At 73.8% G+C, this 25888-nt stretch carries 23 protein-coding genes; 7 read left to right on the top strand and 16 right to left on the bottom strand.

The genetic code is table 11. From position 1 onward, the window contains the following. Window positions 1-62: 62 nt before the first annotated feature. The 3 genes from KSP35_RS02090 to KSP35_RS02080 form a co-directional block, all read right to left on the bottom strand. Window positions 63-1577 carry an SDR family NAD(P)-dependent oxidoreductase gene (locus tag KSP35_RS02090; protein WP_217002059.1) on the bottom strand — a complete coding sequence of 505 codons (1515 nt, stop codon included), beginning with the start codon at window positions 1575-1577 and terminating at the stop codon, window positions 63-65. A 162-nt stretch (window positions 1578-1739) separates the two neighbouring features. Next, window positions 1740-2222 (bottom strand): DUF983 domain-containing protein, encoded by a 483-nt coding sequence (locus KSP35_RS02085; RefSeq protein ID WP_216998594.1) that lies wholly within the window; start codon window positions 2220-2222, stop codon window positions 1740-1742. A gap of 128 nt (window positions 2223-2350) precedes the next feature. Further along, the gene (locus tag KSP35_RS02080; RefSeq protein WP_216998593.1) at window positions 2351-3865 is read right to left on the bottom strand and encodes an AMP-binding protein; all 1515 of its coding nucleotides are present in this window, start codon (window positions 3863-3865) and stop codon (window positions 2351-2353) included. Window positions 3866-4088: 223 nt separating this feature from the next. Between KSP35_RS02080 and KSP35_RS02075 the strand changes: the two genes are divergently transcribed. The 5 genes from KSP35_RS02075 to KSP35_RS02055 all read left to right on the top strand — a co-directional run bounded on the left by KSP35_RS02075 (window position 4089) and on the right by KSP35_RS02055 (window position 7407). After that, on the top strand, window positions 4089-4289 hold the full coding sequence (locus tag KSP35_RS02075; protein WP_216998592.1) for a cold-shock protein: 201 nt from the start codon (window positions 4089-4091) through the stop codon (window positions 4287-4289). Window positions 4290-4423: 134 nt separating this feature from the next. Next, window positions 4424-5407: a YafY family protein gene (locus KSP35_RS02070; RefSeq protein ID WP_216998591.1), complete on the top strand. Its 984-nt coding sequence runs from the start codon at window positions 4424-4426 to the stop codon at window positions 5405-5407. A gap of 51 nt (window positions 5408-5458) precedes the next feature. Continuing rightward, the gene (locus KSP35_RS02065) at window positions 5459-6394 is read left to right on the top strand and encodes a Bax inhibitor-1/YccA family protein (RefSeq protein WP_216998590.1); all 936 of its coding nucleotides are present in this window, start codon (window positions 5459-5461) and stop codon (window positions 6392-6394) included. Between the two features lie 115 nt (window positions 6395-6509). Then, the gene (locus KSP35_RS02060; protein WP_216998589.1) at window positions 6510-6896 is read left to right on the top strand and encodes a zinc-ribbon domain-containing protein; all 387 of its coding nucleotides are present in this window, start codon (window positions 6510-6512) and stop codon (window positions 6894-6896) included. A 106-nt stretch (window positions 6897-7002) separates the two neighbouring features. Next, window positions 7003-7407 (top strand): hypothetical protein, encoded by a 405-nt coding sequence (locus KSP35_RS02055; RefSeq protein ID WP_216998588.1) that lies wholly within the window; start codon window positions 7003-7005, stop codon window positions 7405-7407. A gap of 36 nt (window positions 7408-7443) precedes the next feature. On the opposite strand, the gene KSP35_RS02050 is transcribed toward KSP35_RS02055, so the two are convergent. Continuing rightward, the gene (locus KSP35_RS02050) at window positions 7444-7785 is read right to left on the bottom strand and encodes an STAS domain-containing protein (RefSeq protein ID WP_216998587.1); all 342 of its coding nucleotides are present in this window, start codon (window positions 7783-7785) and stop codon (window positions 7444-7446) included. A gap of 44 nt (window positions 7786-7829) precedes the next feature. Next, on the bottom strand, window positions 7830-8450 hold the full coding sequence (locus KSP35_RS02045) for a TetR/AcrR family transcriptional regulator (RefSeq protein ID WP_216998586.1): 621 nt from the start codon (window positions 8448-8450) through the stop codon (window positions 7830-7832). 104 nt (window positions 8451-8554) lie between these two features. Here KSP35_RS02045 and KSP35_RS02040 point away from each other — a divergent pair, with 104 nt between their 5' ends. Further along, on the top strand, window positions 8555-10078 hold the full coding sequence (locus tag KSP35_RS02040; protein WP_371748940.1) for a flavin-containing monooxygenase: 1524 nt from the start codon (window positions 8555-8557) through the stop codon (window positions 10076-10078). A 6-nt stretch (window positions 10079-10084) separates the two neighbouring features. Here KSP35_RS02040 and KSP35_RS02035 read toward each other — a convergent pair whose 3' ends face one another. From KSP35_RS02035 to KSP35_RS02015, 5 genes are all read right to left on the bottom strand, one after another. Continuing rightward, window positions 10085-10513 (bottom strand): PPOX class F420-dependent oxidoreductase, encoded by a 429-nt coding sequence (locus tag KSP35_RS02035; RefSeq protein WP_216998584.1) that lies wholly within the window; start codon window positions 10511-10513, stop codon window positions 10085-10087. Between the two features lie 106 nt (window positions 10514-10619). Then, the gene (locus KSP35_RS02030; protein WP_216998583.1) at window positions 10620-11216 is read right to left on the bottom strand and encodes an ATP/GTP-binding protein; all 597 of its coding nucleotides are present in this window, start codon (window positions 11214-11216) and stop codon (window positions 10620-10622) included. Next, the gene (locus tag KSP35_RS02025) at window positions 11197-11538 is read right to left on the bottom strand and encodes a DUF742 domain-containing protein (protein WP_216998582.1); all 342 of its coding nucleotides are present in this window, start codon (window positions 11536-11538) and stop codon (window positions 11197-11199) included. The genes KSP35_RS02030 and KSP35_RS02025 overlap by 20 nt, the downstream gene beginning before the upstream one ends. Window positions 11539-11578: 40 nt before the next feature. Further along, window positions 11579-11998 (bottom strand): roadblock/LC7 domain-containing protein, encoded by a 420-nt coding sequence (locus tag KSP35_RS02020; RefSeq protein WP_254127150.1) that lies wholly within the window; start codon window positions 11996-11998, stop codon window positions 11579-11581. Between the two features lie 7 nt (window positions 11999-12005). Beyond that, complete coding sequence (locus tag KSP35_RS02015; RefSeq protein ID WP_216998580.1) at window positions 12006-14930, bottom strand: nitrate- and nitrite sensing domain-containing protein; 2925 nt, start codon at window positions 14928-14930, stop codon at window positions 12006-12008. A gap of 305 nt (window positions 14931-15235) precedes the next feature. On the opposite strand from KSP35_RS02015, the gene KSP35_RS02010 reads away from it, so the two are divergent. After that, the gene (locus KSP35_RS02010; RefSeq protein ID WP_216998579.1) at window positions 15236-17005 is read left to right on the top strand and encodes an ABC transporter substrate-binding protein; all 1770 of its coding nucleotides are present in this window, start codon (window positions 15236-15238) and stop codon (window positions 17003-17005) included. Window positions 17006-17008: 3 nt separating this feature from the next. Here the strand turns inward: KSP35_RS02010 and KSP35_RS02005 are convergent, their stop codons facing one another. The 6 genes from KSP35_RS02005 to KSP35_RS01980 all read right to left on the bottom strand — a co-directional run bounded on the left by KSP35_RS02005 (window position 17009) and on the right by KSP35_RS01980 (window position 25814). Further along, window positions 17009-19462, bottom strand: a complete 2454-nt coding sequence (locus tag KSP35_RS02005) for a glycoside hydrolase family 3 C-terminal domain-containing protein (protein ID WP_216998578.1) — start codon at window positions 19460-19462, stop codon at window positions 17009-17011. Next, the gene (locus KSP35_RS02000; RefSeq protein ID WP_216998577.1) at window positions 19459-20355 is read right to left on the bottom strand and encodes an alpha/beta fold hydrolase; all 897 of its coding nucleotides are present in this window, start codon (window positions 20353-20355) and stop codon (window positions 19459-19461) included. Before KSP35_RS02000 ends, KSP35_RS02005 begins: the two co-directional genes overlap by 4 nt. 89 nt (window positions 20356-20444) lie before the next feature. Continuing rightward, window positions 20445-21233 (bottom strand): enoyl-CoA hydratase/isomerase family protein, encoded by a 789-nt coding sequence (locus tag KSP35_RS01995; RefSeq protein WP_216998576.1) that lies wholly within the window; start codon window positions 21231-21233, stop codon window positions 20445-20447. Continuing rightward, window positions 21233-22399 carry an amidohydrolase family protein gene (locus tag KSP35_RS01990; protein WP_216998575.1) on the bottom strand — a complete coding sequence of 389 codons (1167 nt, stop codon included), beginning with the start codon at window positions 22397-22399 and terminating at the stop codon, window positions 21233-21235. Before KSP35_RS01990 ends, KSP35_RS01995 begins: the two co-directional genes overlap by 1 nt. Window positions 22400-22410: 11 nt before the next feature. Then, a complete protein-coding gene (locus KSP35_RS01985) occupies window positions 22411-24792 on the bottom strand; it encodes a CoA transferase (RefSeq protein ID WP_216998574.1) in 2382 nt (793 codons plus the stop codon). Next, on the bottom strand, window positions 24789-25814 hold the full coding sequence (locus KSP35_RS01980; RefSeq protein WP_216998573.1) for a zinc-binding dehydrogenase: 1026 nt from the start codon (window positions 25812-25814) through the stop codon (window positions 24789-24791). The genes KSP35_RS01985 and KSP35_RS01980 overlap by 4 nt, the downstream gene beginning before the upstream one ends. Window positions 25815-25888: the final 74 nt, after the last annotated feature.

Below are 25888 nucleotides of genomic sequence, written 5' to 3'. Positions count from 1 at the left end.
CCGGTGCACCTTAGCGGAGCACCCCGCTGCGCCGGGAAGCCGATCCGGCGCGCCGGCCCGCCTCACCAGTCGGTGGGCGCGTAGTCCTTCAGGAACTGGCCCCACACGTGGATGCCGGTGTTGCGGCCGTCGATGATCGGGTCGACGATGCGCGCCGCGCCGTCGACGATGTCGAGGGGCGGGTGGAACCGGTGCTCGGCGGTCTTGCGGGCCGCCACCGCCACCGGGTCCTCGTCGCTGACCCACCCGGTGTCGACCGAGTTCATGTGGATGCCGTCGGCCTCGTACTCCGCGGCCGAGGTGCGCGCCATCATGTTCAGGGCCGCCTTGGCCATGTTGGTGTGCGGGTGCTTGGTCGTCTTGAAGCGCCGGTAGAACTGGCCCTCCACCGCCGACACGTTCACGATGTGCTTGTCCCGCTCGGGGGTGCGCAGCATGAGCGGCTTGAGCCGGGCGTTGAGGACGAAGGGCGCCACTGCGTTCACCAGCTGGGTCTCGAGCAGCTCCACCGACGACACCTCGGCGAGGGTCAGCCGCCACGAGTTCCGGTCGCGCAGGTCGACCTGCTGCAGGTCCTGGTCGAGGCGGCCGTCGGGGAACAGGTGGCCCTGGGCACCGGCGTGCTCCTCGGGCAGCAGGGCCGCCTGGGAGAGCTCGGCCGGCGACGAGCCGAGCGCCGCCGAGGTGCTCGCCAGCAGGTCGGCGGGCGCATCGGCCACCAGGTCGGCGCCGCGCAGCCCGTCGACGCCGCCGAGCAGCGCCTGCACGGGTCCCGGCAGCGCGCCGTGCGCCGCCCGCTCGAGCTCCATCATGTGGGCGTAGAACTCCGGCGGGCGCCGCACCGTCTGGCAGGCGTTGTTGACGACGTAGTCGAGCCGCTCCCGGGTCGACGCCAGGTGGTGGCACAGGTCCTCGACGCTCGGCGTGTGGCGCAGGTCCAGCCCGTAGATCTCCAGGCGGTGGCCCCAGTCGGCGAAGTCCGGCTCCGACGCGTAGCGCTGGGCGGAGTCCCGGGGGAAGCGGGTGGTGACGATCAGCTCGGCGCCGGCCCGCAGGAGCTTGATGCCCGCCTGGTAGCCGATCTTGACCCGTCCGCCGGTGAGCAGGGCCACCCGCCCGGAGAGGTCGGCCGTCTCGGTGCGCTTGCGGTGGTTGAGCGCCGCGCACGGCGGACAGAGCTGGTCGTAGAAGTGGTGGACGAGGTCGTACTTCTGCTTGCAGATGTAGCAGTGCTGGGGCTCGCGCACCTCTCGGAAGGGCACCTCGCCGTCGGGCACGTCCGCCTGGGCGAAGCCGTCGGGCGGGAACACGTTCGGGGTGGTGAAGACCGGCTTGGCTCGCAGCCGGCGGATGCCCGTGCCGTCGAGCACGGCCTCGTCACGGGCCAGCTTCTCGGCGCGTGCCGCCTTGCGGCGGGCCTTGGCCAGCTTGCGCCGCTCCTCGACGTCGGGGCTGAAGACGTCGCCCGCCGCCTGCACGAGGCGCACGCGCTCGGCGTCGGTGAGCCCGTCGAGCAGCGTCCGGTCGGCGTTGACCGCCTCCAGCAGCTCGGTGGCGGCCCGGAGCCGGGCGCCCATGTCGTCCTCGTGTGCCACGGCTCGTCTCGACCTCGTCCGACCTCGGCCGCCCAGGATGCCAGGCCCGCGGCCCCGACCCCCCAACCGGCCACCTCGACCCGCCCACCCTCGAACCGGGTTGGGACCTGGTCGCCATGGCGGCCGGATCCCAACCCGGTTCGCTCAGGGGCGGCGCTCGGCGTCGATGCCGGGCTCGGGCGGGGCGTCGCCGCGGCTGGCGGCGAGGGCGGCGGCGGCGTCGGCCTCCTCGGCCGGCTCGAGCGGGGCCATCCCGATGTCGATGGCCGACCAGACCGTGCGGGAGTACGGGTAGAAGAACGGCGGCGCCAGGATGCCCACGGCCACCATCACCGAGATGGGCACGAGCACGCCGGCATCGGGGTTGGCCGCCTTCCACCCCACGTAGACCATGCACAGCACGAACAGCAGCGTGAAGGCCACCGCCAGGTTGATGAGGTACGCCCCGACGAAGAAGCCCGGCTCGCGCTCGAAGCGCAGGCCGCAGTCGGGGCAGCGGTCCTTCATGCGGAACCACGTGTCGTAGACGGGGTGGCCACCGCAGTTCGGGCACTGCTTGCGCACGCCTCGGAGCAGGAGCCGGCCCCACGGGGGCTGGGTGCGGGCGGCGGCGCGGGGAGCGTTCACGCCCCCATTGAACCAATCGTGTCAAGGGATGCCACGCGCACCACCCATCGCTTCCGGCGATGCCTGACCAGACCCTGACGAGACCCGGACGAGCGGTGGGGACCGCTGCCCACGAGGGCGGCGAGCGCTCAGCCCGGGAGGTCGCCCTTGACGACCTTGCCGAGGGCGTTGCGCGGCAGGGCATCGGTGAAGACCACCCGCTTCGGGCGCTTGTAGGGCGCCAGGCGCTCTCGGCCGAAGGCGAGCAGGGCGGCTTCGTCGACGCCGGCCTCGGCGGCCTCGACGTGGGCCACCACCACCTCGCCCCACTCGGGGTCGGGCGCGCCGACCACGGCGACGTCGGCCACGCCGGGGTGGGCCCGCAGCACGTCCTCCACCTCCCGCGGGTACACGTTGTAGCCGCCGCTGATGATCAGCTCCTTGCTGCGCCCGACGATGCGCAGGTAGCCGTCGTCGTCGAGCTGGCCCACGTCGCCCGTGCGGAACCACCTGTCGTCGAACGAGGCTGCGGTGGCCTCCGGGCGCTGCCAGTAGCCGGCGAACACGTTCGGGCCCCGCAGCTCGATCTCCCCGCTGCCGGCGGCGAGGCGCAGCTCCACCCCGGGCAGCGGGAGGCCCACCGTGCCCGGGCGACGCTCGCCGTCGTGCGGGTTCGAGACGTTCATCACCGTCTCGGTCATGCCGTACCGCTCGACGATGCGCTGGCCGCCCTCGACCGCCACCTGCTCGTGCAGCTCCGCCGGCAGCGGCGCCGAGCCGGACACGCAGAGCCGCAGGCGGGCCAGCTCCGAGAGCCGGCCGGACCGGGCCAACCGGGCGTACATCGTGGGCACGCCGAAGAAGAGCGATGCCCGGTGGGCCGCCGCCGCGTCGAGGACGTCGCCGGCTTCGAAGCCGGGGCGGAGGATGGCGGTGGCGCCGGCGGCGAAGGTGCCGTGCAGGCCGACCCCGAGGCCGTGGAGGTGGAAGAGCGGCAGGGCCAGGACCAACCGATCCTCCGGCGTCCACCGCCAGGCCAGGCCCACCGCCAGGGCGCTGGCCAGCAGGTTCCCGTGCGACAGCGGCGCGCCCTTGGGCAGGCCGGTGGTGCCGGACGTGTAGAGCATCAGCGCCGGGTCGTCTCCGACGCACGCGCCGAGCTCGGGGGTGGGCGCCGTCGGCCCGGCCACCTCGACGCCGAGCACCGGGATCGGCCGATCCCCCGCCGCCTCGGCCACCCAGCCCGCCCGCTCGGCGTCGTCGACGAGCGCGGCGCGCGGCGCGGCATCGGCCACGACGTGGGCCACCTCGCGGGCCCGGTACGCGGTGTTGACCGGCACCACCACCAGCCCGAGCCGGAGCGCGCCCACGTAGGCGACCACCAGGTCGACCGACGTCGCTGCGCTCACCAGCACGCGGTCGCCCCGCACCAGCCCGTGCGCCGCGAGGCGAGCGGCCGCGGCTCGCGACCGAGCCTCGAGCTCGGCGCCCGACACCTCCTCGCCGTCGCCGGCCACCAGGGCGGGCCGCCCCGGGTCGGCGCCCCACTGCGCCAGCCAGCGGCCCGTGAGGCTGCTCCCGGCGCCGAGGTCGACCGCGTCGGGGGCCATCCCCGCCGGCAGGTGGGGCGCCCACGCGGGGTCGGTGGCGGTGCGCTCGGGCATGGGCGGCCTCGCGGTGCTCGGTGGGTCGCGGACGGGGTTCGCAGTCTGGTCCCGTCGGCCCGGCGGCGTCGCAGCCCGGCGAGAACCGCAGGTCAGCGGGGGTCTCGACCGGCCATCCGGGCGAACTTGACCGAACGTGCTGCACTGTGCATGCGTTCCCGTTAGGGTTTTCCAAACGGGCCGATCGCATGGATCGGCCCTACAAAGGAAGAGAAATACAACCATGGCAACTGGCACCGTGAAGTTCTTCAACGCTGAGAAGGGCTTCGGCTTCATCACCCGGGAGCAGGGCGACGACGTGTTCGTCCACTTCTCCAACATCCAGGGCTCCGGCTACAAGACCCTCGACGAAGGCCAGCAGGTCGAGTTCGACGTCGCCCCCGGCCGCAAGGGCGAGGAAGCCCAGAACGTTCGCGTGATCTGAACCTCCTCTCTCGGTCAGCGCCGACCGAGACCTCGAACCGAGCCACCGCCCCCGGGCGGTGGCTTGGTCCCGTTTTGCCCACGCCCCGGTGAACCGGTCAGCCCCTGACCGGTTTCGCCGGGCACACTGGCCCCATGCGTGCCGACCGCCTCGTCGCCATCCTCCTGCTGCTGCAGACCCGCGGCCAGGTCACCGCGTCCGAGGTGGCCGACGAGCTGGAGGTCTCGGAGCGCACCGCCCGCCGGGACCTCGACGCCCTGGGCATCGCCGGCCTGCCGATCTACTCCGTGCAGGGCCGCAACGGCGGCTGGCGCCTGGCCGGCGGCGGCAAGACCGACCTGAGCGGGCTCACCGGCCCCGAGGCCCGGGCCCTGTTCCTGGTGGCCGGGCCGTCCAGCAGCGCCACGCCCGAGGTCAAGGCCGCCCTGCGCAAGCTGGTGCGGGCCCTGCCCGAGGGCTTCCGGGAGGACGCCCAGGCCGCGTCGGGCGCCATCGTGGTCGACCCCGGCGGCTGGGACCGCCCGAGCGGCGGCGGGCCGCCCACCCCTCCCCTGCTCGACCCGATCCAGCACGCGGTCATCGAGGGCCAGCAGCTCACCCTGGGCTACGTCGCCCGGGACCGGGCCGAGACCAGCCGGGTGGTGCACCCGCTCGGGCTCGCGTCGAAGGGCGAGAACTGGTACCTCGTGGCCGACACCGAGGCGGGCATGCGCACCTTCCGCGTCGACCGCACCACCTCCGTCGAGCCCACCGGCGACCGCGTGGTGCGCCCCGAGGGCTTCGACCTCGCCGACGCCTGGCGGCTCATCACCGGCGAGGTCGACCGGCTCCGCACCCCGGTGGAGGCGTGGGCCCGCGTGGACGCCGACCACGTGCCCTGGGCCCGCATGGCCTTCGGCACCCGGCTGCAGATCGGACCGGCGGAGCCCGGCGAGCGGGTGCCCATCGAGGTCCGGGGCCACTCGGTCGAGTCGCTCGCCGCCGAGCTCGCGGCCTTCGGCGGCTCCCTCGAGGTCACCGAGCCCGCCGCCCTGCGCGCCCGCCTCGGCGACCTCGGCCGCGCCCTGGCGGCCACCTACGCCGACGACGCCGCCGCACCGGAGCGCGATCCCGGGTGAACCGGGTCCCCTGAACGCCGGAACCGCCTGCTCCTGGGGCAGACTGTGACCATGCCATCGAGCAACCCTGCGCTGAACGACGCGATCTTCCAGCGGGAGATCAAGGCCAGCCGCTCCGGCGGCTTCGAGCCCGGCTACGGCTCCCCGGCCGACGAGGTCCCGCCCGGCCTCTTCGGTGGCCAGGGCGCCTCCGGTTCCACCCTGCCCCCGCCGCCCGGCGCCCTCGGCCAGGAGCGGCCCACGTGGCAGCAGCCGCCGGCTGCGCCGCCGCTCGACCACAGCAGCGGCGAGACCATGCGCATGGGCGGCACCATGTCCGCCGCCGCCGTGCTGCTCGCCATCTTCGTGACCGCCGGCTGGTTCGGCTGGCAGTCGGTCACCGAGACCACGGTCAACACGCCGCAGGGCCCCATCACCAACACCGACATGCCGGGCTGGATCTTCGCCCTGCTGTTCGTGGGCCTGGGCCTCGCCATCGTCACGATCATGAAGCCGAAGATCGCCCGGATCACCGCGGCGCTCTACTCGGTGGCCCAGGGCATCGTCGTCGGCGCCATCTCCCACGTCTACGAGGCGCAGTACGACGGCATCGTGCTCCAGGCCGTCGGCCTCACCGTCGGCGTGTTCACGATGATGCTGGTGCTCTACGCCACCGGCACCATCCGGGTCACCGACAAGCTCCGCAAGGGCATCTTCGCCGCCACCGGTGCGGTGGCCATCGTGTACCTCGCCACCCTGGTGCTGCGCATCTTCGGCGCCGACGTGCCCTTCATCCACGACTCGGGCCCGGTGGGCATCCTCTTCAGCCTCGTGGTGGTCGGCATCGCCGCCTCCAACCTCCTGCTCGACTTCGACTTCATCGAGCGGGGCGTCAAGGCCGGCGCTCCCCGCTACATGGAGTGGTACGGCGCCTTCGGGCTGATCCTCACCCTGGTGTGGCTGTACCTCGAGCTGCTGCGCCTGCTCTCCAAGCTCCGCAGCCGCTGAGGCCGAGGACGGGGCCCGGCCGCCGCGCCGGGCCCTGCTCCGCGCCTTTGCACCCGCGACCTGCGCCGACGGGGCAGACTGTGGCCGTTCCACCTGGCGAGGAGGCCACCCCCCTGTGAGCGACACCATGTCCTGCCCGAACTGCAGCGCAACGCTGCCGGCCGGCGCAGCGTTCTGCACCAGCTGCGGCACCCGGATCGGCGCCGATGCGGCGGCGTCGGCCGCTCCCGCAGCACCGGCGCCCCCGGAAGACGCCACCCGCGTCGACAACCCGGGCCTGCACGACGCCACGCAGGTCTTCACCCCCCCGGCGCCGGCCTACGAGCCGCCGGCCCCGCCGAGCTACGAGCCCCCCGGCGGCCCCCGCCGCACCGTGGCAGCCCGCCGACGCGCCGCAGGCCCCGCCCGCGGCACCGGCGTGGACCCCGCCGCCGGCGGCCCCCGCCGCACCACCGGCCTGGCAGCAGCCGCAACAGGCGCCGCCCACCCAGGGCTGGGGTGAACCGCCCGCCGCCCAGCAGTGGGGCGCCCCCGCCCCGGCGCCCGCATCGTCGAGCACCAGCGCCGCCCCGTCGCCCCTGGGCGGCCTCGCGGCCCTCGTCGGCGGCGTGCTCACCCTCGTCGGCCTCTTCACCGCCTGGATCGGCAACAACCAGACCAGCGACACCATCACCGGCTGGCAGCTCGCCACGGACGACAAGATCGGCTTCGAGTCCAAGGACCCGTACCTGCTCCTCGTCCTCGGGCTGGCCGCCCTCGTGGTGGGCGTGCTGCTCTTCACCGGCAAGGCCCGCCCGATCATGCGGATCGCCGCCATCGTCATCGGCGTCGCCGTCATCGGCACCATGGTCCGCGACTGGCTCAGCATCGTCGACCTGGTGAAGGACAACTTCCCGTCCAACGTGAAGGTCAGCCAGAAGTTCGGCTACTTCCTCGGCATCGCCGGCGGCATCGTGACCGCCGTGGCGGCGCTGCTCCCCGGCAAGCAGGCCGGGACGCAGACCTCGCTCTAGCGCTCGGCGGCGTCCGCTGGCCGGCAGCGCAGCCGGTCAGCGGACGTCGAAGACGCGGTCGAGGCCGCTGATCTCGAGCAGGTGGCGCACCGGCGGGAGCGGGTGGCCCACGGCCAGGTGACCGCCGGACACCGCCAGCCGGCGGTGGGCGCCCACCAGGACGCCGAGGCCGGTGGAGTCGCAGAAGGGCACGGCGCCGAGCTCGACGACGAGGTCGTCGGCGCCGGAGTCGAGCAGCCCGGCGAGGCAGGACCGCAGGGCCGGGGAGGACGCGGCGTCGAGGTCGCCCACCGGGCGCACCACCACGTGGGAGCGCTCGCGCTCGACCTCCAGCGGCAGGGGGCCTCGGTGGTCGAAGGGGTGTCGGCTCGGGTTCACGCTTGGGGACCGTGCCCCATGGACGACCTGGGCAAACGTGTGCTTCAGGGCGGCGTGACGGTGGGGATCACGGCTTGCCCGGTGAGGCCCACCAGGACGACGTGGGCCAGCGAGTCGCGCAGCAGGACGCGGACCTCGTCCCCGTCGGCCTCGGGATCGTCGGCCCACGCCAGGGTGAGCTCCTCGGCCAGCGCCACCCAGCCGCGCACCGCCAGGCGCAGGAGCGGGCTCGGCTCCGCCTCGCCCAGCCGCTCGAGGATGCGGCCCACGAACCGGCCCCGGCTGCGGTCGAACAGGGCCCGCATGGCCTCGTCCCCGCTCGATGCCCCCCGCACCAGGTTCACGTAGGCGTCGCGGTGGTCGCGCACGTAGGCCACGAACACCTCGATGCTCTGCTCCAGCTGGGCGTCCAGGTCCAGCGTCGGGTCGGGCTCGGTGACGGCGAAGAACTGGTCGGCGGCGGCCTCGGCCACGGCGAGCTGGAAGTCGCGCTTGGAGCCGAAGTAGTGGAAGACCAGGCCCTTGGAGATGCCGGCGGCGGCCGCCAGCTCGTCCATCGGCAGGTCGTCGAGCGACGTCCGACTGGCCAGCAGCTCCACGCCGAGCTCCAGCAGCTGGGCCCGTCGCGCCTCGGGGCTGCGACGGGTGCGGGCGGCGGGAGGCACGTCGCCACTCTATTGACTGCCGGTCAAGAACGCCACTACCTTGTTGACCGGCGATCAACAAGGATCGATCCCCTGCGAGGAGCTGCCCGGTGACCAAGACCCCGATGCCCGAGCCCACCGCCACCCACGCCCGGGTCCTCATCCTGGGCACCGGCTTCGCCGGGCTCGGCATGGCCACCAACCTGAAGCGGGCCGGCCAGGACGACTTCCTCGTCCTCGAGCGGGGCGCCGCGGTGGGCGGCACGTGGCGCGACAACACCTATCCGGGCTGCGCGTGCGACGTCCCCAGCCTCCTGTACTCGTTCTCCTTCGCCCAGAACCCGGAGTGGTCCGACACGTTCTCGCCGCAGCCCGAGATCTGGGACTACCTCAAGGACGTCGCCTCGAAGGAGGGGATCCTCCCCCACTGCCGCTTCGACACCGTGGTGGAGGAGGCGCGCTGGGACGACGCCGAGCAGCGCTGGCACGTGCGCACCTCGCAGGGCACCTACACCGCCGAGGTGGTCGTGTCCGGCGTCGGCGGGCTCAGCGAGCCCAAGGTGCCCGACGTACCCGGCATCGAGGACTTCGAGGGGACCACGTTCCACTCGGCGCGGTGGGACCACGAGCACCAGCTCGCCGGCGAGCGGGTGGCGGTGATCGGCACCGGGGCCTCGGCCATCCAGTTCGTGCCCGAGATCCAGCCCGAGGTGGGCCACCTCACCCTGTTCCAGCGCACGCCGCCCTGGATCATGGAGCGGCGGTCGCGACCGTTCAAGCCGGTGGAGCGCTTCCTCTTCCGCCACGTCCCCGGCGCCCAGCGCCTGGCCCGGGCCAGCATCTACTGGGCCCGGGAGCTCTCGGTCTTCGGCTTCGCCAAGAACCCCAAGATCCTGAAGCGAGCCGAGCGCTTCGCCAGGGCCCACCTGCACGGGCAGGTGCAGGACCCCGAGCTGCGCCGCAAGCTCACGCCCACCTACACCATGGGGTGCAAGCGGATCCTGCTGAGCAACGACTACTACCCGGCGCTCACCCAGCCCAACGTCACCGTCGAGACCGCAGGCATCGCCGAGGTGCGAGCCCACAGCATCGTCACCACCGACGGCACCGAGCACCCGGTGGACACCATCATCTTCGGCACCGGGTTCCAGGCCACCGAGATGCCGGCGGCCCAGGTCATCTACGGCGCCGACGGCGTGCGCTTGGCCGACCAGTGGGACGCCACCTCGGTGAGCGCCTTCCTGGGCACCTCGGTGCACGGGTTCCCGAACCTGTTCTTCATCGTCGGGCCCAACACCGGGCTCGGCCACACCTCGATGGTGTTCATGATCGAGTCGCAGGTGGCCTACATCCGCCAGGCCCTCGACGCCATGGCCGAGCGCGGCACGCCGGTCCTCGACGTGAAGCCCGAGGTGGAGGCGGCCTACAACGACGGCGTCCAGGAGCAGCTGGCCCCGACGGTGTGGAACACCGGCGGCTGCTCGAGCTGGTACCTCGACCGCCAGGGCCGCAACACGCTGCTCTGGCCCACCTTCACGTTCGTCTTCCGGAAGCGCACCAGCCGCTTCGATCCCGAGCACTACCGCGTGGTCGCCGCCGCCCCCCTCGGCGCCGACGCCGCCCGGGTGCCGGCCACCGCCGCCGACTGAGGTCGCTCAGTCGGCGATGTCGAGGGCGCCGGTGATCCGGGTGGGCGTGACCGTCACCAGCAGCTCGCCGGGGACGCCGTTGCGCCTCCCGAAGGCCTCGGCCTGCTCGGCGCCCATGTAGCGGCCGGCGATCTCGGTGGCCCAGTGCAGCAGCGGACCGGGCTCCTCGCTGAGCTCGGCGGTGCCGGCCACGATCACGAAGGCGAACGGCGGCCGCTCGTCGTCGAAGCACAGCGAGACCCGGGGGTCCCGGGCGAGGGCCCGGCCCTTCAGGGTGTCGGCGCCGGTGTTGAACACCAGCCGGTCGCCGTCGCGCGCCACCCAGACCGGGGCGACGTGGGGCGAGCCGTCCTTGGTGACCGTGGCGAGCTTCGCCGTGCGGGGCTCGGCGAAGATCCAGTCGAGGGCTTGGGCGGGGGTCAGCGACATGGCCATCGCCCGAGCATGCCAGCCACCGACGGCGATCGGCGCGCCAGGCGTCGAACCCCGGAACTCGTCGCAGTCGTCGACCGTGGCGTCGGCCAACTGCGACAAGTTCGCGTCAGGCGTCGAGGGTGACGCCGCTGCCGGCGGCGAGGTGGCCGACGAGGGCGACGAGGACGTCCTTGACCTCGGCCTTGGAGCGGGCGTCGCACGGCAGGACCGGGATCTCGGGGGCGACGCCGAGGGCCTCGCGGATCTCCTCGATGGCGAAGCGCTCGGCGCCGTCGAAGGTGTTGACGCCGACCACGAACGGGACCTTGCGGGCCTCGAACCAGTCGATGGCCACGAACGAGTCGTCGATTCGGCGGGTGTCGACGAGGGCGATGCCGCCGATTGCGCCGACCGCCAGGTCGTCCCACATGAAGCCGAACCGCTCCTGGCCCGGGGTCCCGAACAGGTAGAGGATCAGCGTCGGGTCGATGCTGATGCGGCCGAAGTCGAGCGCCACGGTGGTGGTGGTCTTCGCGCTGACGTGGGTGGTGTCGTCGACGCCGTCGGAGACGGCGGTCATGGCCGCCTCGGTGGTGAGGGGCCGGACCTCGGACACCGCGCCGATGAACGTGGTCTTGCCCACGCCGAAGCCGCCGGCGACGACGAACTTCACGGCGGACACCTCGATCGGGGCCGGTGGGGCTTCAGAGGGCGCGGACGCCATTGAGGATCCTCTCGAGGACGTCGGCCGAGACGGTGGCCGATCGGTTGCGGTGCACGACGACCTGCTCGGCCTCGAGCAGGTCGTCGACGACCACGGTGATGACGCCGACCGGGAGGTCGAGCGACGTGGCCAGCTCGGCGATGGAGATGGGGTGCTCGCAGAGGGCGATGACCGCGCGGTGCTCGAAGCCGAGCTGGCGCGGGCGGCGGGCGGGTGCCGCGGAGAGCAACGTGTCGAGCTGGAGGTCGGTGCGGTGCGCGGTCCGACCACCGGTGATCACGAACGGACGGATGAAGCCGTCCTCGGGCCCGGTCGTGCTCATGGCGAGGCGGGTCCCCCTCGTGCCCGGCCGCCGCGACCGGTCACGTCAGGACCGATCCCCGCAGCTCGGTGATCAGGGCGGGGGTCAGCGATGCGCCGGCCCGCTCGACGAGCAGCGTGGTCTGGTAGCCGACGAGGCCGATGTCGCAGTCGGACGTGGCGACCACGCCGAGGGCGCTCCCGTCGGAGATCGACGAGACGAACAGGTAGCCGCCCTTCAGGGCGACGATGACCTGGTTCAGGCCGTCGAAGCCGAAGCACACCGAGGTGCTCTGGCCGAGGCTGACGAAGCCGGTGACGATGGCCGAGACGTGCTCGGCCTCTTCGCGGCCGAGCGACCTCGACATGGCGATGAGCAGGCCGTCGCTCGACACCGCGACGGCGTCGGTGACGCCCACCGCGGTGTCGACGAAGCTGTCGATCAGCCAGTTGAAGTTCTGGGCCTCTGCGCTCAGGACCATGGTCACCTCACACCTCCTGCTCGTTCGGGGCGGCCGGGCTGCCGGCGGCGTCGGGGTCGTCGGGCCGGGTGGCCACCTTGGCCAGGTCGTCGTGGCCGCGCCGCACGCCGGACTCGAAGCTCGACAGCACGGAGAAGAGGTTCTCGGCACCGGCGCGCCCGGTGGAGGCGGCGGGGTCGGGGGCACCGGCGGCGGGGATGGCCGCCCGGCGGATCATGGGGCTCAGCGAGCTGGCGGCCAGCTGGTCGCCCGGCACCCGCTTGCGCAGGCCGTTGGCGGTGGTGGCGTCCTCGCCGGCGGGCCCGTCCTCGGCCGCAGGTGTCGGGGCGGCGGGCTCGGGCTGGTCGGCCGCAGGGGCGGGGGGCCAGGTTGCGGTCCCCCAACCGGCGGTGGCCCGGGCGACCGGCGCCGCGTGGGGCCCACCGGGCGCAGGCCGGGCCGGGGTCGGGGCGGCGTCGACCACCGCGGCGGCCCAGGGGTCGGTCCGAGGCGGAGCGGGCGGGGCGGCAGCGGGCACGGCCGGCGGCACCGGCGGCACGGCCTGCTCGGCCGGCGGCTCCGGCGCAGCGGGGGCTGCCGTCGGCTCGGCGACCGGAGTCGGTGCCGGCCCGTCCACGACCGGAGCCGGGGTCGGTGCCGGGGCCGCAGCGCTGGCACCGTGGGGCGCGGCGCCGTTCGCCGTCGAGCCGTTCGTGCTCGCCCCGTTGGCGCTGGGCCCCGAGCCGTTGGCTCGGATGGCTGCTGCCGCCACGCCCACCGGGCTGAGCGGCGCGGTGGGGTCGTCGGACGAGGTGCTCGAGCGGCGCACGCGCTTGCGCAGGCCGTGCTCGGTGGTCGGGCCGAAGCCGAGCGGGGGCGGCGAGGAGGCAGCAGGAGGAGCGGCTCCGACCGGTGCGGGTGGCGCCACGTCGTCGTGGTCCGGCTGCGCCTCGGGCACGACGGTCTGCTGCCGGGCGGGGGTCGGGACGGCGTCGGCCTCGACGGCGGGCTCCCGCGGGGCGGCGAGCGCCGGCTGGGCCGCCAGCTCCGGGGCCTGCTCGAGCACGTCGGGCGGCAGCACGATCTTGGCGGCGATGCCGCCCGTGGGCGACTCGTCGAGCCGGACCGACACGCCGATGCGGCTGGCCAGGCTGCCGGCCACGTAGTGGCCGAGGTAGCGGGACGGGGCCACGGTGTAGCTCTCCCGGCCGGCCAGCCGGTTGTTGGCCAGCTCGACCTCCTCCTCGGTCATGCCGATGCCGTGGTCGAGCACGGCCAGCACGTAGCCGTTGCGGGTCATCCGGCCGTGGACCTCGACCGGACGCCCGGGCGGCGAGAACGACAGGCCGTTCTCGATGAGCTCGGCCAGCAGGTGGACCAGGTCGGCGGCGGTGCGACCGGGCACCGTGGCCTCGCCCACCGAGCGGATCTCCACCCGCTGGTAGTCCTCGACCTCGCTCAGCGCCGCCCGGATGACGTCGCCCATGGCGATGGGTGCGGCCCAGGTGCGGGGCGTGGCCAGGCCGGCGAGCACCACGAGCGACTCGGCGTTGCGCCGGGCCCGGGTGGCCAGGTGGTCGAGCTTGAACAGGTTGTTGAGCGTGGCGGGGTCGGTCTCGTTGCGCTCGAGGTCGGTGATGAAGTCGAGCTGGCGCCCGATGAGGTTCTGGGTCCGCCGCCCGAGGTTCACGAACGAGTCGGCGATGTTGCGGCGCAGCACCGCCTGCTCGACGGCCAGGTCGATGGCCGAGGACTGCACCGAGTTCAGCGCCACCGCCACCTCGCGCACCTCGTCTCGCGTCTTGACCGCGACCGGTTCGACCGTGGGGATCACCACGTCCTCGCCGAGCGGCGTGTCGAGGATCTCCTGCACGGCGGCCGGCAGGCGGGTGCTGGCCATGTCCTCGGCCTGGCGGGTGAGCGACAGGAGCGGCCGGGTGACCGACCGGGCCGCCACGATCATGAAGGCGCCGCCCACGACGAGCACCAGCACGGCCAGGCCGACGAAGGTGCGCTGCCGGGTCTGGGCATCGTCGCGCAGGGTGGCCGAGCGATCCCGCAGCGCCTTGGTGACCGCGGTGTTCACGGTGTCGAGGTTGGGGGTGGGCTTGCGCGACACCGCCGAGATGATCCCGGTGGTGTCGAGCTTGTCGGTCTCGATGTAGGCCTGGAGCAGGTCGATGGCGTCCTGGTAGGCCGAGTTGTCGGCCAGCCCGGCGGCCTGGGCCCGGTAGGGCCCGGCGGCCAGGAGCGTCACCCGCACCTTGTCGGACTCGAACTGGCTGATGGCCCGGATCACGTCGTTCTTGGTGGTGCCCTCGATCTTCGAGCCGCCGAGCGAGGAGATGATGCCGGTGCGGACCATGGTGCCCAGGTCCTCGAACTGGCGGCTGACCGCGTCGAGCGCCTCGGCGGCGCTGCGCAGGTCGGGGTCGTCGATCAGCAGCGTCAGCCGCGTGTTGGCCGAGATGAGGGCGTCGATCGGGACCGAGTAGGCCTCCCACATCCGGTTGCTCAGCGGCAGGCGAGCGAGGCTGGCCTTCCCCGGGGCGTCGTCGTACTCGGCCCGGGCGGCCTTGACCGTCTTGTCGAAGGCGTCGAGGGCCGGTCGGTAGACCGCCTCGGCCTGGGCGCCGCTCTGGGCCAGCGAGCTGCGGAACTCGGCGACGGCGTCGTCGACCACGCGGCGGGAGTCGGCCAGGTCCTTGGTGACCAGCCCCGCCGAAGCGCGCAGGCCCACGGCGGAGATGGCGGAGTCGTTGCGCTCGTCCTGCAGCGAGCGGATGAGGCCACCGGGGCCGAGGGCGGCACCGGCGAGGTCGGTGTCCTGCCGGACCCGGTCGACCTGGCGGTTGGCCTGGCCCACCTCGTAGATGCTGACGGCGAACATGGCCAGCACGGGCAGGAACAGCGCCAGGGCCAGCTTCGCCCGGATGGGGAATCTCTTGGTCACCGTTCGTCCTCCGACACCGCAGATCGAGCGACGCGACCAGCGGGTCCCGCCGATCGCTCGGCGAGGCGCAGGACGCTCGCGGGTCTCCCCCCTCGCACTATCGGATGACGACGTGGCGACTTGACAGATTTGGGCCATATGGCCCAGCTACCGGCGGCATCCGAACCGGCCGGCTCCGGCACCCCGATGCCTTCGGTGATCGCCCACCGCCTCCCCGGCGCCTGTCGCCCGAGCGGTTGACGGCCGGGTCAGTCAGTGACCGATATGGTCGGTCCACCGCCATCGCCGCTGCCCAAGGGGAACCCATGCGAAGCCGACCTCTCGCCCCGTCCCGTCGCACCACCGCACTGGTGGCCGGCGTGCTCGCCGTCAGCCTCCTCGCCGCCGGCTGCGGCGGCACCAAGGAGGGCGCCAAGAAGGGCGGCGAGAAGCTCGCCGACAAGGAGCTCGACGCCGCCGCCGGCGAGTCCGGCCTGGCCAAGGCGGGCGAGCCGAAGCGCGGCGGCAAGCTGGTCTACGGCCTCGAGGCCGACACCGGTGGCGGCTTCTGCCTCTCCGAGGGCCAGTTGGCCATCTCCGGGATGATGGTGGTGCGGGCGGTCTACGACACCCTGACGGTGCCGAACTCCAAGGGCGACTACGTGCCCTACCTGGCGAAGGCGATCACCCACAACGACGACTACACCGAGTGGAACATCGAGCTGCGCGACGGCGTGAAGTTCCACGACGGCTCGCCCCTGACGGCCCAGGTCGTGAAGAACAACCTCGACGCGTACCGCGGCGTGTACCCCGGCCGGAGCTCGCTGCTGTTCCTGTTCGTGCTGGCCAACATCGACAAGGTCGACGCCGTCGACGACCTCGACGTGAAGGTCACCACCAAGAAGCCGTGGGTGGCGTTCCCCAGCTACCTCTACAGCTCGTCGCGCCTCGGGATCATGGCCCAGGCCCAGCTCGACTCCAAGGACGACTGCGCCACCAAGCCCATCGGCACCGGGCCGTTCGTGTTCCAGAGCTGGACGCCGAACCAGAAGTTCGACGCCAAGCGCAACCCGGACTACTGGCAGATCGCGCCGGACGGCAAGCCGTACCCCTACGCCGACTCCATCGAGTTCCGCCCGATCGTCGACGGCACCGTGCGGGACAACGCGCTCGAGAGCGGCGACGTCAACATCGCCCACACGTCCGACGCCAAGGACATCGGCACCAAGCTGCTGGACCTCCGCGATGCCGGCAAGCTCAACATGATGGTGTCCGAGGCCGAGGGCGAGGTCACCTTCACCCAGCTCAACCACACCAAGGCGCCGTTCGACGACCTGCGCATGCGCCAGGCGCTGGCCAAGGCCGTCGACAACGACGCCCTCAACCAGGTCATGAACAACGGGCTGCCCACCGTGGCCATCGGCCCCTTCGCCCCGGACTCGGTGGCCTACGTCAAGGACACCGGCTTCCCGACCTACGACCTCGCCGGAGCCAAGGAGCTGGTGGCCGCCTACGAGAAGGACGGCAAGAAGGCCGAGTTCACCCTCGAGGGCACCACCGACGCCAGCACCAAGCGGCTGGCCGAGCTGATCCAGCAGCGGGCCGAGGCGGCGGGCATGACCGTCAAGATCGTGCTGCGCGACCAGGCCGCGCTCATCAACGACGCCATCGGCAAGAAGTACCAGGCCGCCCTGTTCCGGAACTTCCCGGGCGGCGACCCCGACTCGAACTACGTCTGGTGGTACTCCGGCACCACCACCGACGGGAAGTTCAGCCCGAACCTGGTGAACTTCGCCGGCTTCCGCGACGACGAGGTCGACAAGCTCCTCGACGAGGGCCGCTCCGAGCCCGACCCGGCCAAGCGCAAGGCCATCTACCAGGACCTCAACAAGCGCATGGCCACCCAGGTCCACGGCGCCTGGTCCTGGTACACGCCGTGGGCCGTCGTCGAGGGCGCCGACGTCCACGGCATCCTCGGTCCGCCGCTGCCCGGCCCCGACGCCAGCAAGCCGACGGCTGACGACGACGCCGACCTGCAGCCCAGCCGGGGCCTGGCCACCGGCCACTCCCTGCTGGGCCTCTGGGTGGCCCGCTAGGCCCTAGGCCCGCAGCTCGATCTGGGTGCGGTGGGGCAGGTCGCGCGACGAGCGGCCGAGCGCCAGGTCGTACGCACCCGGTTCGAGCCGCCACCCGGCCTGCTCCACGTCCCAGATCGAGAAGGCCCGCTCGCCCACCTCGAGCACCACCTCGGTCGACTCGCCGGGCCCGAGCGCCACCTTGGCGAACGCCGCCAGCGCCAGCGGCGGGCGCGGCACCGAGGGCGCCACGGCCCCCACGTAGAGCTGCACGACCTCGGTGCCCGCACGGGAGCCGACGTTCGTGACCGTCGTCGTCGTGGTGGCGGAACGGCCGTCGCCTGCCACCACCACCTCGGGTCGGCCCAGGTCGAACGCGGCATACGAGAGGCCGTGGCCGAAGGCGAAGGCCGGCTCGATGCCGTGGGCGTCGAGGTGGCGGTGCCCGATGAACACACCCTCGGCGTAGGTGACCTGCCCACCCGCCCCGGGGTAGCGGCCGTGGGCGGCGCCGTCCTCGATGCGGGCCGGGAAGGTCAGCGGCAGGCGGCCGCCGGGGTCGGCAAGGCCGGCCACCACGTCGGCGAGCGCCGGGGCGCCCTCCTCCCCCGGGTACCAGACCACGAGGACCGCAGCGGCGGCCTCGGCGCAGGCCAGGTCCACCGGGGCACCGGCGTTGACGACGACCACCGTGCGCGGGTTGGCCTCGGCCACCCGGCGCACCAGCTCGTCCTGGTCGCCCACCAGGTGCAGGTCCCGCCGGTCGCGCCCCTCGGTCTCCCACTGGCCGTTGGAGCCGACCACCACCACGGCCACGTCGGCCGCCTCGGCGGCGGCGACGGCGCGGTCCAGCTCGTCGGCCACCGGGGGGCGGCCGGCGCCGACCTGGAAGCCGGCGAGCGGCAGGCCTTCGAGGCCCCACAGGTCGACGGTGAGCTCGTAGGCCCGCCCGGCCTCCAGCTCGACGGTGGCGTCCACCGTGCGGCTGCCGAGGCCGAAGAAGAACCCGCCCGGGGTGGGCTCGGTGTTGTCGACCACCACCTCGCCGTCGAGCAGCAGCCGGGCGGCGCCGGCGTTGGCCACGCCGAGGCGCCAGGGCCCGCTCACGTCGGGTCGGAACGTGCCGGTGGCCCGCGCCGAGAAGGCGTCGAGGGCCAGGCCGGCGGGCGCGGCACCGAGCAGCACCAGCTGGCCCCGGCCCGCCGTCTCCACCAGGACCGGCTCGCCACCGAACGCTGGGTCGGCGAAGTACGTCACCACGAAGCCGTCGTCGAGGGCCCACGGCTCGATCGTCGGGACGCCCCGGTCGATGCGGCACCCCCGTTCGAAGGCCAGCTCGGCGGCGGGCAGGCGATCGCGGAGCTCGTCCACCAGCGACGGGGTGCGGTGCGGGACGACCGCCGAGCTGCCCCCACCACCGGCCTCGAGCCGGTCGGCGTTGGGACCGATCACGGCCACCCGGAGCGCAGCGGTCGGGTCGAGCGGGAGCACGCCGTCGTTGCGCAAGAGCACCGTGCCGGCGACCGCGACCGCCCGCGCCGTGCGCCGGCGACCCTCGTCGTCGTGCTCGTGCTCCTCGTTCGAGGGCGCCTGGTCCAGCACGCCGGCCCGGTCGAGCAGCCGCAGGATGCGGCGGGCGTGGTCGTCGAGCACCGCATCGGACACGTCACCGGCGCGCACCGCCGCAGCCAGGTGGGGTCCGAGGTGGTCGGCCCGTCCGGGCATCTCCACGTCCAGCCCGGCGAGGGCGGCGGCCACCGTGGAGTGGGTGCCGCCCCAGTCGGAGACCACCACCCCGTCGAAGCCCCACTCCCCCTTCAGCACCTCACCGAGCAGGTGGCGGTGCTCGCCGCTGAACTCGCCGTCGACCCGGTTGTAGGCCGACATCACCGACCACGCACCGGCCTCGGTGACCGCCGCCTCGAACGAGGGCAGGTGCACCTCGCGCAAGGTGCGCTCGTCGACCTGGACGCTGATGGTCATGCGCTCGTGCTCCTGGTCGTTGCAGGCGAAGTGCTTCACGCAGCACCCGACCCCGGTGCCCTGCACGCCCCGGACGTAGGCCACCGCCAGCCGAGCGCTCAGCCAGGGGTCCTCCGCGAAGGACTCGAAGGTGCGCCCGCCGAGCGGCGTCCTGGGGATGCACACGGTCGGGCCCAGCAGCACGTGGGCGCCCTTGTCGGCGGCCTCCTGGCCCAGCGCCACGCCGAGCCGGCCGATGAGCTCGACGTCCCAGGTGGCGCCCATGGCCGTGCCGCACGGGAACGCCATCGAGCGCCTGGTGCCGATGCGTTCACCGCGAGCGCCCGAGGGCCCATCGGACACCTTCAGCCGACCGATGCCCAGCCGCTCGATGCCCGGGAGGTGCCACACGTCGTCGCCTGCGGTGAGGGAGGCCTTCTCGTCCAGCGTGAGCAGGGCGAGGACGGCGTCGACGCGGCCGGGGCCGGCGGGTGGGAGGTCGGAGGAGGCGGTCACGGGGCGAGGCCGGCACCGGCAGCGCGGGCGAGGTGGGCGTCGACGGCGTCGGCCCAGGCCTGCTGGTGGGTCAGCTGCGGCGAGTGGAAGGCCCCCTCGACCACCACCAGCTCGCCGTCGGGCACCTCGGCCGCCACCGCCGGGGCCTGGTCGACGTAGGGGTGGTCCTGAGCCCCCACCAGCACCGTGACCGGCAGCGCCAGCTCGCCGAGGCGGTCGCGCAGCGAGGGCGCGTCGGCCCGGAACAGCTCCTCGCCGAGGGCCTTCAGGGCGTAGGGATCGAAGGTGCCCCAGAGCTCGACCTTGCGCGCTTGCCACCAGGCGGGCGTCGTGTCGGCGATCAGCGCGTCCTCCGGTCCGGCCATGAGCGTGGGGTCGGGCAGGCCCTGCGTCGGGTCGAAGGCGGCGAGGAAGGCGTCGACCAGCGCGGCGATGCCGGCGTCCTCGGCCCGGAACGACCAGGGGCTGGTGTCCATCAGCACCAGCGACCGCACCAGGTCCGGGCGGGCCAGCGTGGCGAGCAGGGCGATGCGCCCGCCCATGGAGTGGCCGAGCAGGTCGACCGGTCCGGAGGCCGTGGCTTCGACGAAGGCGACGAGGTCCGCTGCCAGGCGGTCGATGGCGTAGCCATCGGCCCGGCCCAGCTTGGTGGAGCGGCCGTGGCCCCGGTGGTCGAGGGCCAGCACGGGCCGGTCGGCCGCCAGGCGCTCGACGTGCAGGGCGAAGTCGTGGGCCGTGCCGGAGTAGCCGTGGCACAGCACCAGCTCGGTGCCGCTGCCGGCGCCCCAACGGTCCCAGGCCAGCTCCACGCCGTCGACGGCGAACCGCCGGGTCAGGTCGGTGGCCGCAGCCTCCGGGATGGCGGTGCGCGGCTCGGCCGGGACGTTGGACATGGAGACCCCCTGGATCGGCCACGACGGTCGGCGTGGCAGCTGGACGACGGTCCAGTCGGTCACGGACGGGGCGTCGTGTCAACCGCCCTTCAGCCGCGCGGCCAGTCCGGCTCGCGCTTCTCGATGAAGGCGGTCATGCCCTCGACCATCTCGGCGGAGCGGATGGCGTGGAAGAACAGGCCGACGTCGGCCAGCGGCAGCCGGGCGTTCAGGTCCCGCTTCACCGCGGCGCGGGCGGCCGGGCCGGTGCGGGCGATGGCGGCGAGGGCGTCCTCGGTGGCGGCGTCGAGGTCGTCGTGCGCGACCACCTGGCCCACCAGGCCCATGGCCCCGGCCTCGGCGGCGGAGACCTCTCGGGCGGTGAACAGCAGCGATCGGGCGCGGGCCACGCCGACCATGGCGGCGAGCCGGGCCGTGAGGAACGGGTCGGGGATGCCCCGCAGCAGCTCCGGCGCCCGGAACCGGGCCTGGTCCGAGGCGATGGTCACGTCGCAGTGCAGCGCCAGGACCAGGCCTCCGGCGTGGCACAGGCCGTTGATGCGGGCCACCCACAGCTTCGAGCAGCGTTCGAGGTGGCGGAACGGGAACTGGTCGGTGGGGTCCCACTCCGCCGCCAGGCCCTCCGGGTCTGACGACGCGCCGGACATGTCGCCGCCGGCGCCGAACCAGCGGTCGGTGCCGGTGAGGCACACCGCGTCGAGCTCGCGCTGCTCGTCGGCCCAGACCGCCGCCCGCTTGATGCCGCGGTACATGTCCTGGGTGAAGGCGTTGCGGCGCTCCACCCGGTCGATGCGCAGGTGCAGGACGCGGCCCCGCACCTCGGCCACCAGGTGGGGCGAGCCGAGCTCGGGAGCCACCAGGCCCGTCGCGTCGCCCATCAGGCCAGGCCGTAGACGCGGGCGGCGTTGTCGTGCAGCACCTTGGCCACCGTCTCGTCGGGCAGGCCGGCGAACAGCTCGCTGGCGTAGTCGCGCGGCCGCTGGGCCGGCGTGCGGGGGCCGGGGTGCTGGCAGGTGGGGTGGGGGTAGTCGGTCTCGAAGAGGATGTTGTCGGGGAACCGGCTGATGGCCTCCAGCGCCGAGCCCCGCTCGAACCAGAAGCAGCCGTACACCTGGCGCTCGAAGTACTCGCTGGGCAGCAGGTCGTACTCGGGGTGCTCGTCGAGCACGCCGCCGTTGCGCCACTGCCAGTCGCACGTCTCGAGCATCCCCGGGATCCAGCCCACGCCGGACTCCACCGAGACCAGCTTCAGCTCCGGGAAGCGGTGGCAGACGCCACCGAAGACGAGGTCGGTCACGCAGCGGATGTTGTCGAGGAAGATCAGTGACGAGACCTTGGCGAAGTTGGTCATCCACCCCATGCCCGCGGTGTCGTCGAACTGGGTGCCCATCGACCCGCCGCCCACGTGGAAGCTGACCGACACCCCGGCCTCCTGCGCCGCCGCCCAGATGGGGTCCCAGTGGACGTGGGCCAGGGGCGGCTCGCCGTAGTCCTGGGGCTGGTTGCAGAAGTTCACCGCCCGGTGGCCGGCGGCCACGCACCGGTGCAACTCGGCCACCGCCTCGTCGACGTCCCAGAAGGGCAGCGCCGTGACCGCCACCAGGCGGTCGGGCGCCACCGAGCACCAGTCGGTGAGGAAGTCGTTGTAGGCCCGCACGCAGGAGCGCACCAGCTCGCGGTCGCCGAGGCGCAGGAAGTAGCCGTTCCCGAAGCCGCCGACGTTCGGGTACAGCACCTGGGCGGCGATGCCCTCCTCGTCGAGCAGCGCCACCCGGGCGGACGGGTCGTACATCGACGGGGCGATGTCGTCGTAGGTGTCCGGGATCGAGAGGGGCAGCACCCCGTCCCAGCCGGCCATGGAGTAGAAGCCGGGCGCGCCGAGCCGGTTGCCGTCGGCCACCCACACGTCCTGGCCGTCGATGCGCTCGATGTGCGGGACGCGGTCGTGCAGGGCGGCCGGCACCCGCGCCGTCCACACGTCGGCGGGCTCGGTCAGGTGGGTGTCGACGTCGATGACGGCGAAGCGGTCGAACAGGTCGGTCACGGCGTGTCCTCTCAGAGCCCGGTGGGGCGGTCGGCGATCAGGTGCTGCTCGGCGAGCGCGGCGAGCTCGTCGTCGGAGGCGCCGGCCAGCTCGGCCAGCACCTCCCGGTTGTGCTGGCCGAAGGTGGGCGCCGGCGTGCGCAGCCAGCGCTCGACCCCGGCCACCCGGAACGGCAGCGACGGCGTCGGGAGCACGCCGGCCACGGGGTGGTCGACGGGCTCGTGGAAGCCGCGAGCCCGGAACTGGGGGTGGGCGGCGGTGGCTCGCGGGTCGCGCGCCGGTGCGGCGGGCACCGCAGCCGCCACGAGCAGCCCGACCGCCTCGTCCAGGTCCCGTCCGGCCGCCCAGGTCCCGAGCGCGTCGTCGAGGCGGTCGTGCTGGGCACGGCGGCCGGCGAGGTCGGCCAGCGACGGGTCGGCCGCCAGGTCGGGCCGGTCGATGGCGCGGCAGAGGGCGAGCCAGCGCTCGTCGGTGTCGACGGACGCAGCCAGCCACCGGTCCGGACCGGCGCAGGCATAGAGGCCCTGGGGTGCGGCCCACGGCGAGCGGTTCCCGTCGCGCGCGGTGAGGTTGCCGTAGGCGCTCCACTCGATGATCGGCTCGGCGGCCACGGCGAGGGCGGCGTCGAACATGGCCGCCTCCACCACGCTCCCCTCCCCTGTGCGCTCCCGCTCTCGCAGGGCGACCAGCAGGCCGATGGCGGCGTGGAGGCCACCGTTCGGGTCGCAGGGGCCCCGCTGGATCCGGGGTTGGTCGTCGTGCTCGCCGGTCATCCACGCCAGGCCGGACGCCTGCTCGATGGTCTGGGCGAACCCGGGCCGCTCGCTCCACGGCCCGTCGAGGCCGAAGGCGGGCATGCGGACCACGATCGTGCGGGGGTTGGCGGCGTGCACGGCGTCGCCGCCGAGGCCCAGCTTCGGGAGCACCCGTGGCGTGGCGTTCTCGATGAGCACGTCGGCCTCGGCCACCAGGCGCAGGGCCAGCGCCCGCCCGGCATCGGCTTCGAGGTCCAGCGCCAGGCTGCGCTTGCCGGCGTTGACGGTCAGGAAGAAGGGGCTGAGCTCCCACCAGGAGGGACGGTCGAAGAACGACGCCCCCACCATGCGGGCCCCGTCCATGCGGGCCGGGGCCTCGAGGTGGACGACGTCGGCGCCCAGCGCGGCGAGCAGGCCCGACGACATCGGCCCGGCCCACCAGGTGGTCAGGTCGAGCACGCGCAGGCCGGCGAGCGGCCGGCCCGGCGCGGCATCGGCCTCGGCGGGCGGCGGCGGCCACGCCGTGCGCCCACCGGGCCAGGTGGGCGAGGCGACCGGCGCGGCGGGCGGCGACGGGGCCGGGCGAGGGGCCGGCCCGACCTGGCCGTCGATGCGCCAGGGGCGGCCCGGCATGCGAAAGCGGCCGCTGGGCGCGTCGACCAGGCTGCCCCGGTCCACCACCGTGTCGAGCTGGGCCACCGACCGCCCGTCGCACACCGGCGCCACCGGGACCTTGTGGGCCACCGCCAGCGCCACCACCTCGGCGGTCGTCCGCTGGCTGGTCCAGGCCGTCACCAGGGCCTGCCACTCGTCGATGCGGGCCACCCGCTGGGCGGCCATGGTCAGCTCGCCGCTGTCGGCCAGGTCGTCCCGGCCGATCATGCGGAGGAAGGCGGTGATCTGGTGGGGGGCGTTGGTGTTGAAGCCCACCCACCCGTCGGCCGTGCGCTCGATCGACGGCGTCTCCAGCGTGCGCGGCGGTCCCTGCGGCTCGGTCCCGGGACCCGACTGCACGGCGTGGAAGACGTCCATGAAGTTGGCGCCACCGATGTTGGCCACCTCGGCCAGCGACAGGTCCAGCAGGGCACCGCCCCTGCCGCGGTGCCGTCCTTCGACGAACGCCAGCGCACCGGCCGCGGCGTAGGCGCCGGCCAGCCACTCGGTCGTGCGGCCGCCCATCTGGAAGGGCCGGCGGCTCGCGTGGCCGCGGATGGCCAGGGCGCCGCTGTCGGCCTGCAGGGTGAGGTCGGTGGCCGGGCGGTCCCGGTAGGGACCGTCGAGCCCGTACGGGGTGAAGGCCACGGCGACCAGGCCCGGGTCGCGGGCCACCGCCGCTCGGAGCGCGGCGTCGTCGGCCGGCGCCGGCGAGGCCAGCAGCACGTCGACGCCGTCGAGCACGCCGGCGCCGAACGGGTCGCCGTCGACGCCGATGGCCCGCTGCCCCTGGCGCAGGTACTCGTGGAGCGCCCCGGCCTCGGTCTCGGGCACGTCGGCCTGGGCCCAGCGGCGCAGCGGGTCGCCACCGCTCGGCTCGACCCGCACGACGTCGGCGCCGGCGTGCACCAGGAGCAGCGCGGCGTAGGCGCCGGCGATGCCGCTCGTGGTGTCGAGCACCCGCAGCGCCGCCGCCTCGGTCACGGCTGCAGGATGACCTTGACGCAGTCAGCCGTGCGGGCCGCCACCGCGGCGTAGGCCTCGGCGGCGTCCTCCAGGGCGTAGCGGTGGGTGAAGATCCCGTCGGTGCGCAGGCGGCCGGCGGCCACCAGCGGCACCAGCTCCCGCCACGTCTGGTGGACCGGGGCGGTGGTCATGCGCAGCGTGGTGCTGCGGAGCAGGGCCATGAGGATGGGCAACGGGTACGGGTCGAGCCCGTGCACGCCGATGACCGAGACCGTGCCACCCGGCCGCACGCACGAGAGGGCGTCGGTGAGCGTGGCGTCGAGCGCCACCGCATCGATCACCGAGTCGGCGCCCCGGCCGCCGGTGGCCTCCAGCACGGCGGCCACCGTCGGGCCCTCGACGGGCTCGGCGCCGAAGGACTCGGCGCGGGCTCGACGCCCGGCCACCGGGTCGACCGCCAGCACCCGCCCGGCACCCAGCTGCAGCGCGGCCCGCACGGCGCACAGGCCGACGGCGCCCAGGCCCAGCACGGCGACCGTCCCGCCCAACGGGATGTCGGCCCGCTTGGCGCCGGCCCAGCCGGTGGCCAGGTTGTCGGTGAGCAGCAGGGCCGCCTCGTCGTCGATGCCGGGCGGGATGGCGAGCAGCTGGAAGTCGGCGGCGGGCACCGCCACCGCGGTGGCCTGGCCCCCGCCGAGCGCGCCCGAGCCGAACACCTTGGGCCCGTCGACGCACGTGATCGGGTCGCCCGTGGCGCAGCCGTCGCAGTGGCCGCACCCGGCCACCGACGCCGTGAGCACCCGGTCGCCGACGTGGAAGCGCCCGACGTTCGGTCCCACCTCGACCACGGTGCCCAGGAACTCGTGGCCCACGGCCACGCCGCCTCCGGCGGGCAGGTCGCCGTCGTAGAAGTGGAGGTCCGACCCGCAGATCGCGGTGGCGTCCACCTCGACCACCGCGCCGTCGAGCCCTGGGGCCACCGGGTCCGGCGCGTCCTGCACCTGCACGCTGCCCGGCCCGTCGATCACCACGTGGCGCACCGCTGCCTCCTCCGGCCGCGTCCCCTGACGGCAGCCGGGGGTCACTGTAGACAGATCCGTCGATCTGTGTACGC

Source organism: Aquihabitans sp. G128, assembly GCF_019048865.1.
Classification (GTDB): Bacteria; Actinomycetota; Acidimicrobiia; order Acidimicrobiales; family Iamiaceae; genus Aquihabitans.
The sequence above is the reverse complement of the archived record's forward strand: the minus strand, read 5'-3'. Positions and strand labels throughout refer to the sequence as shown.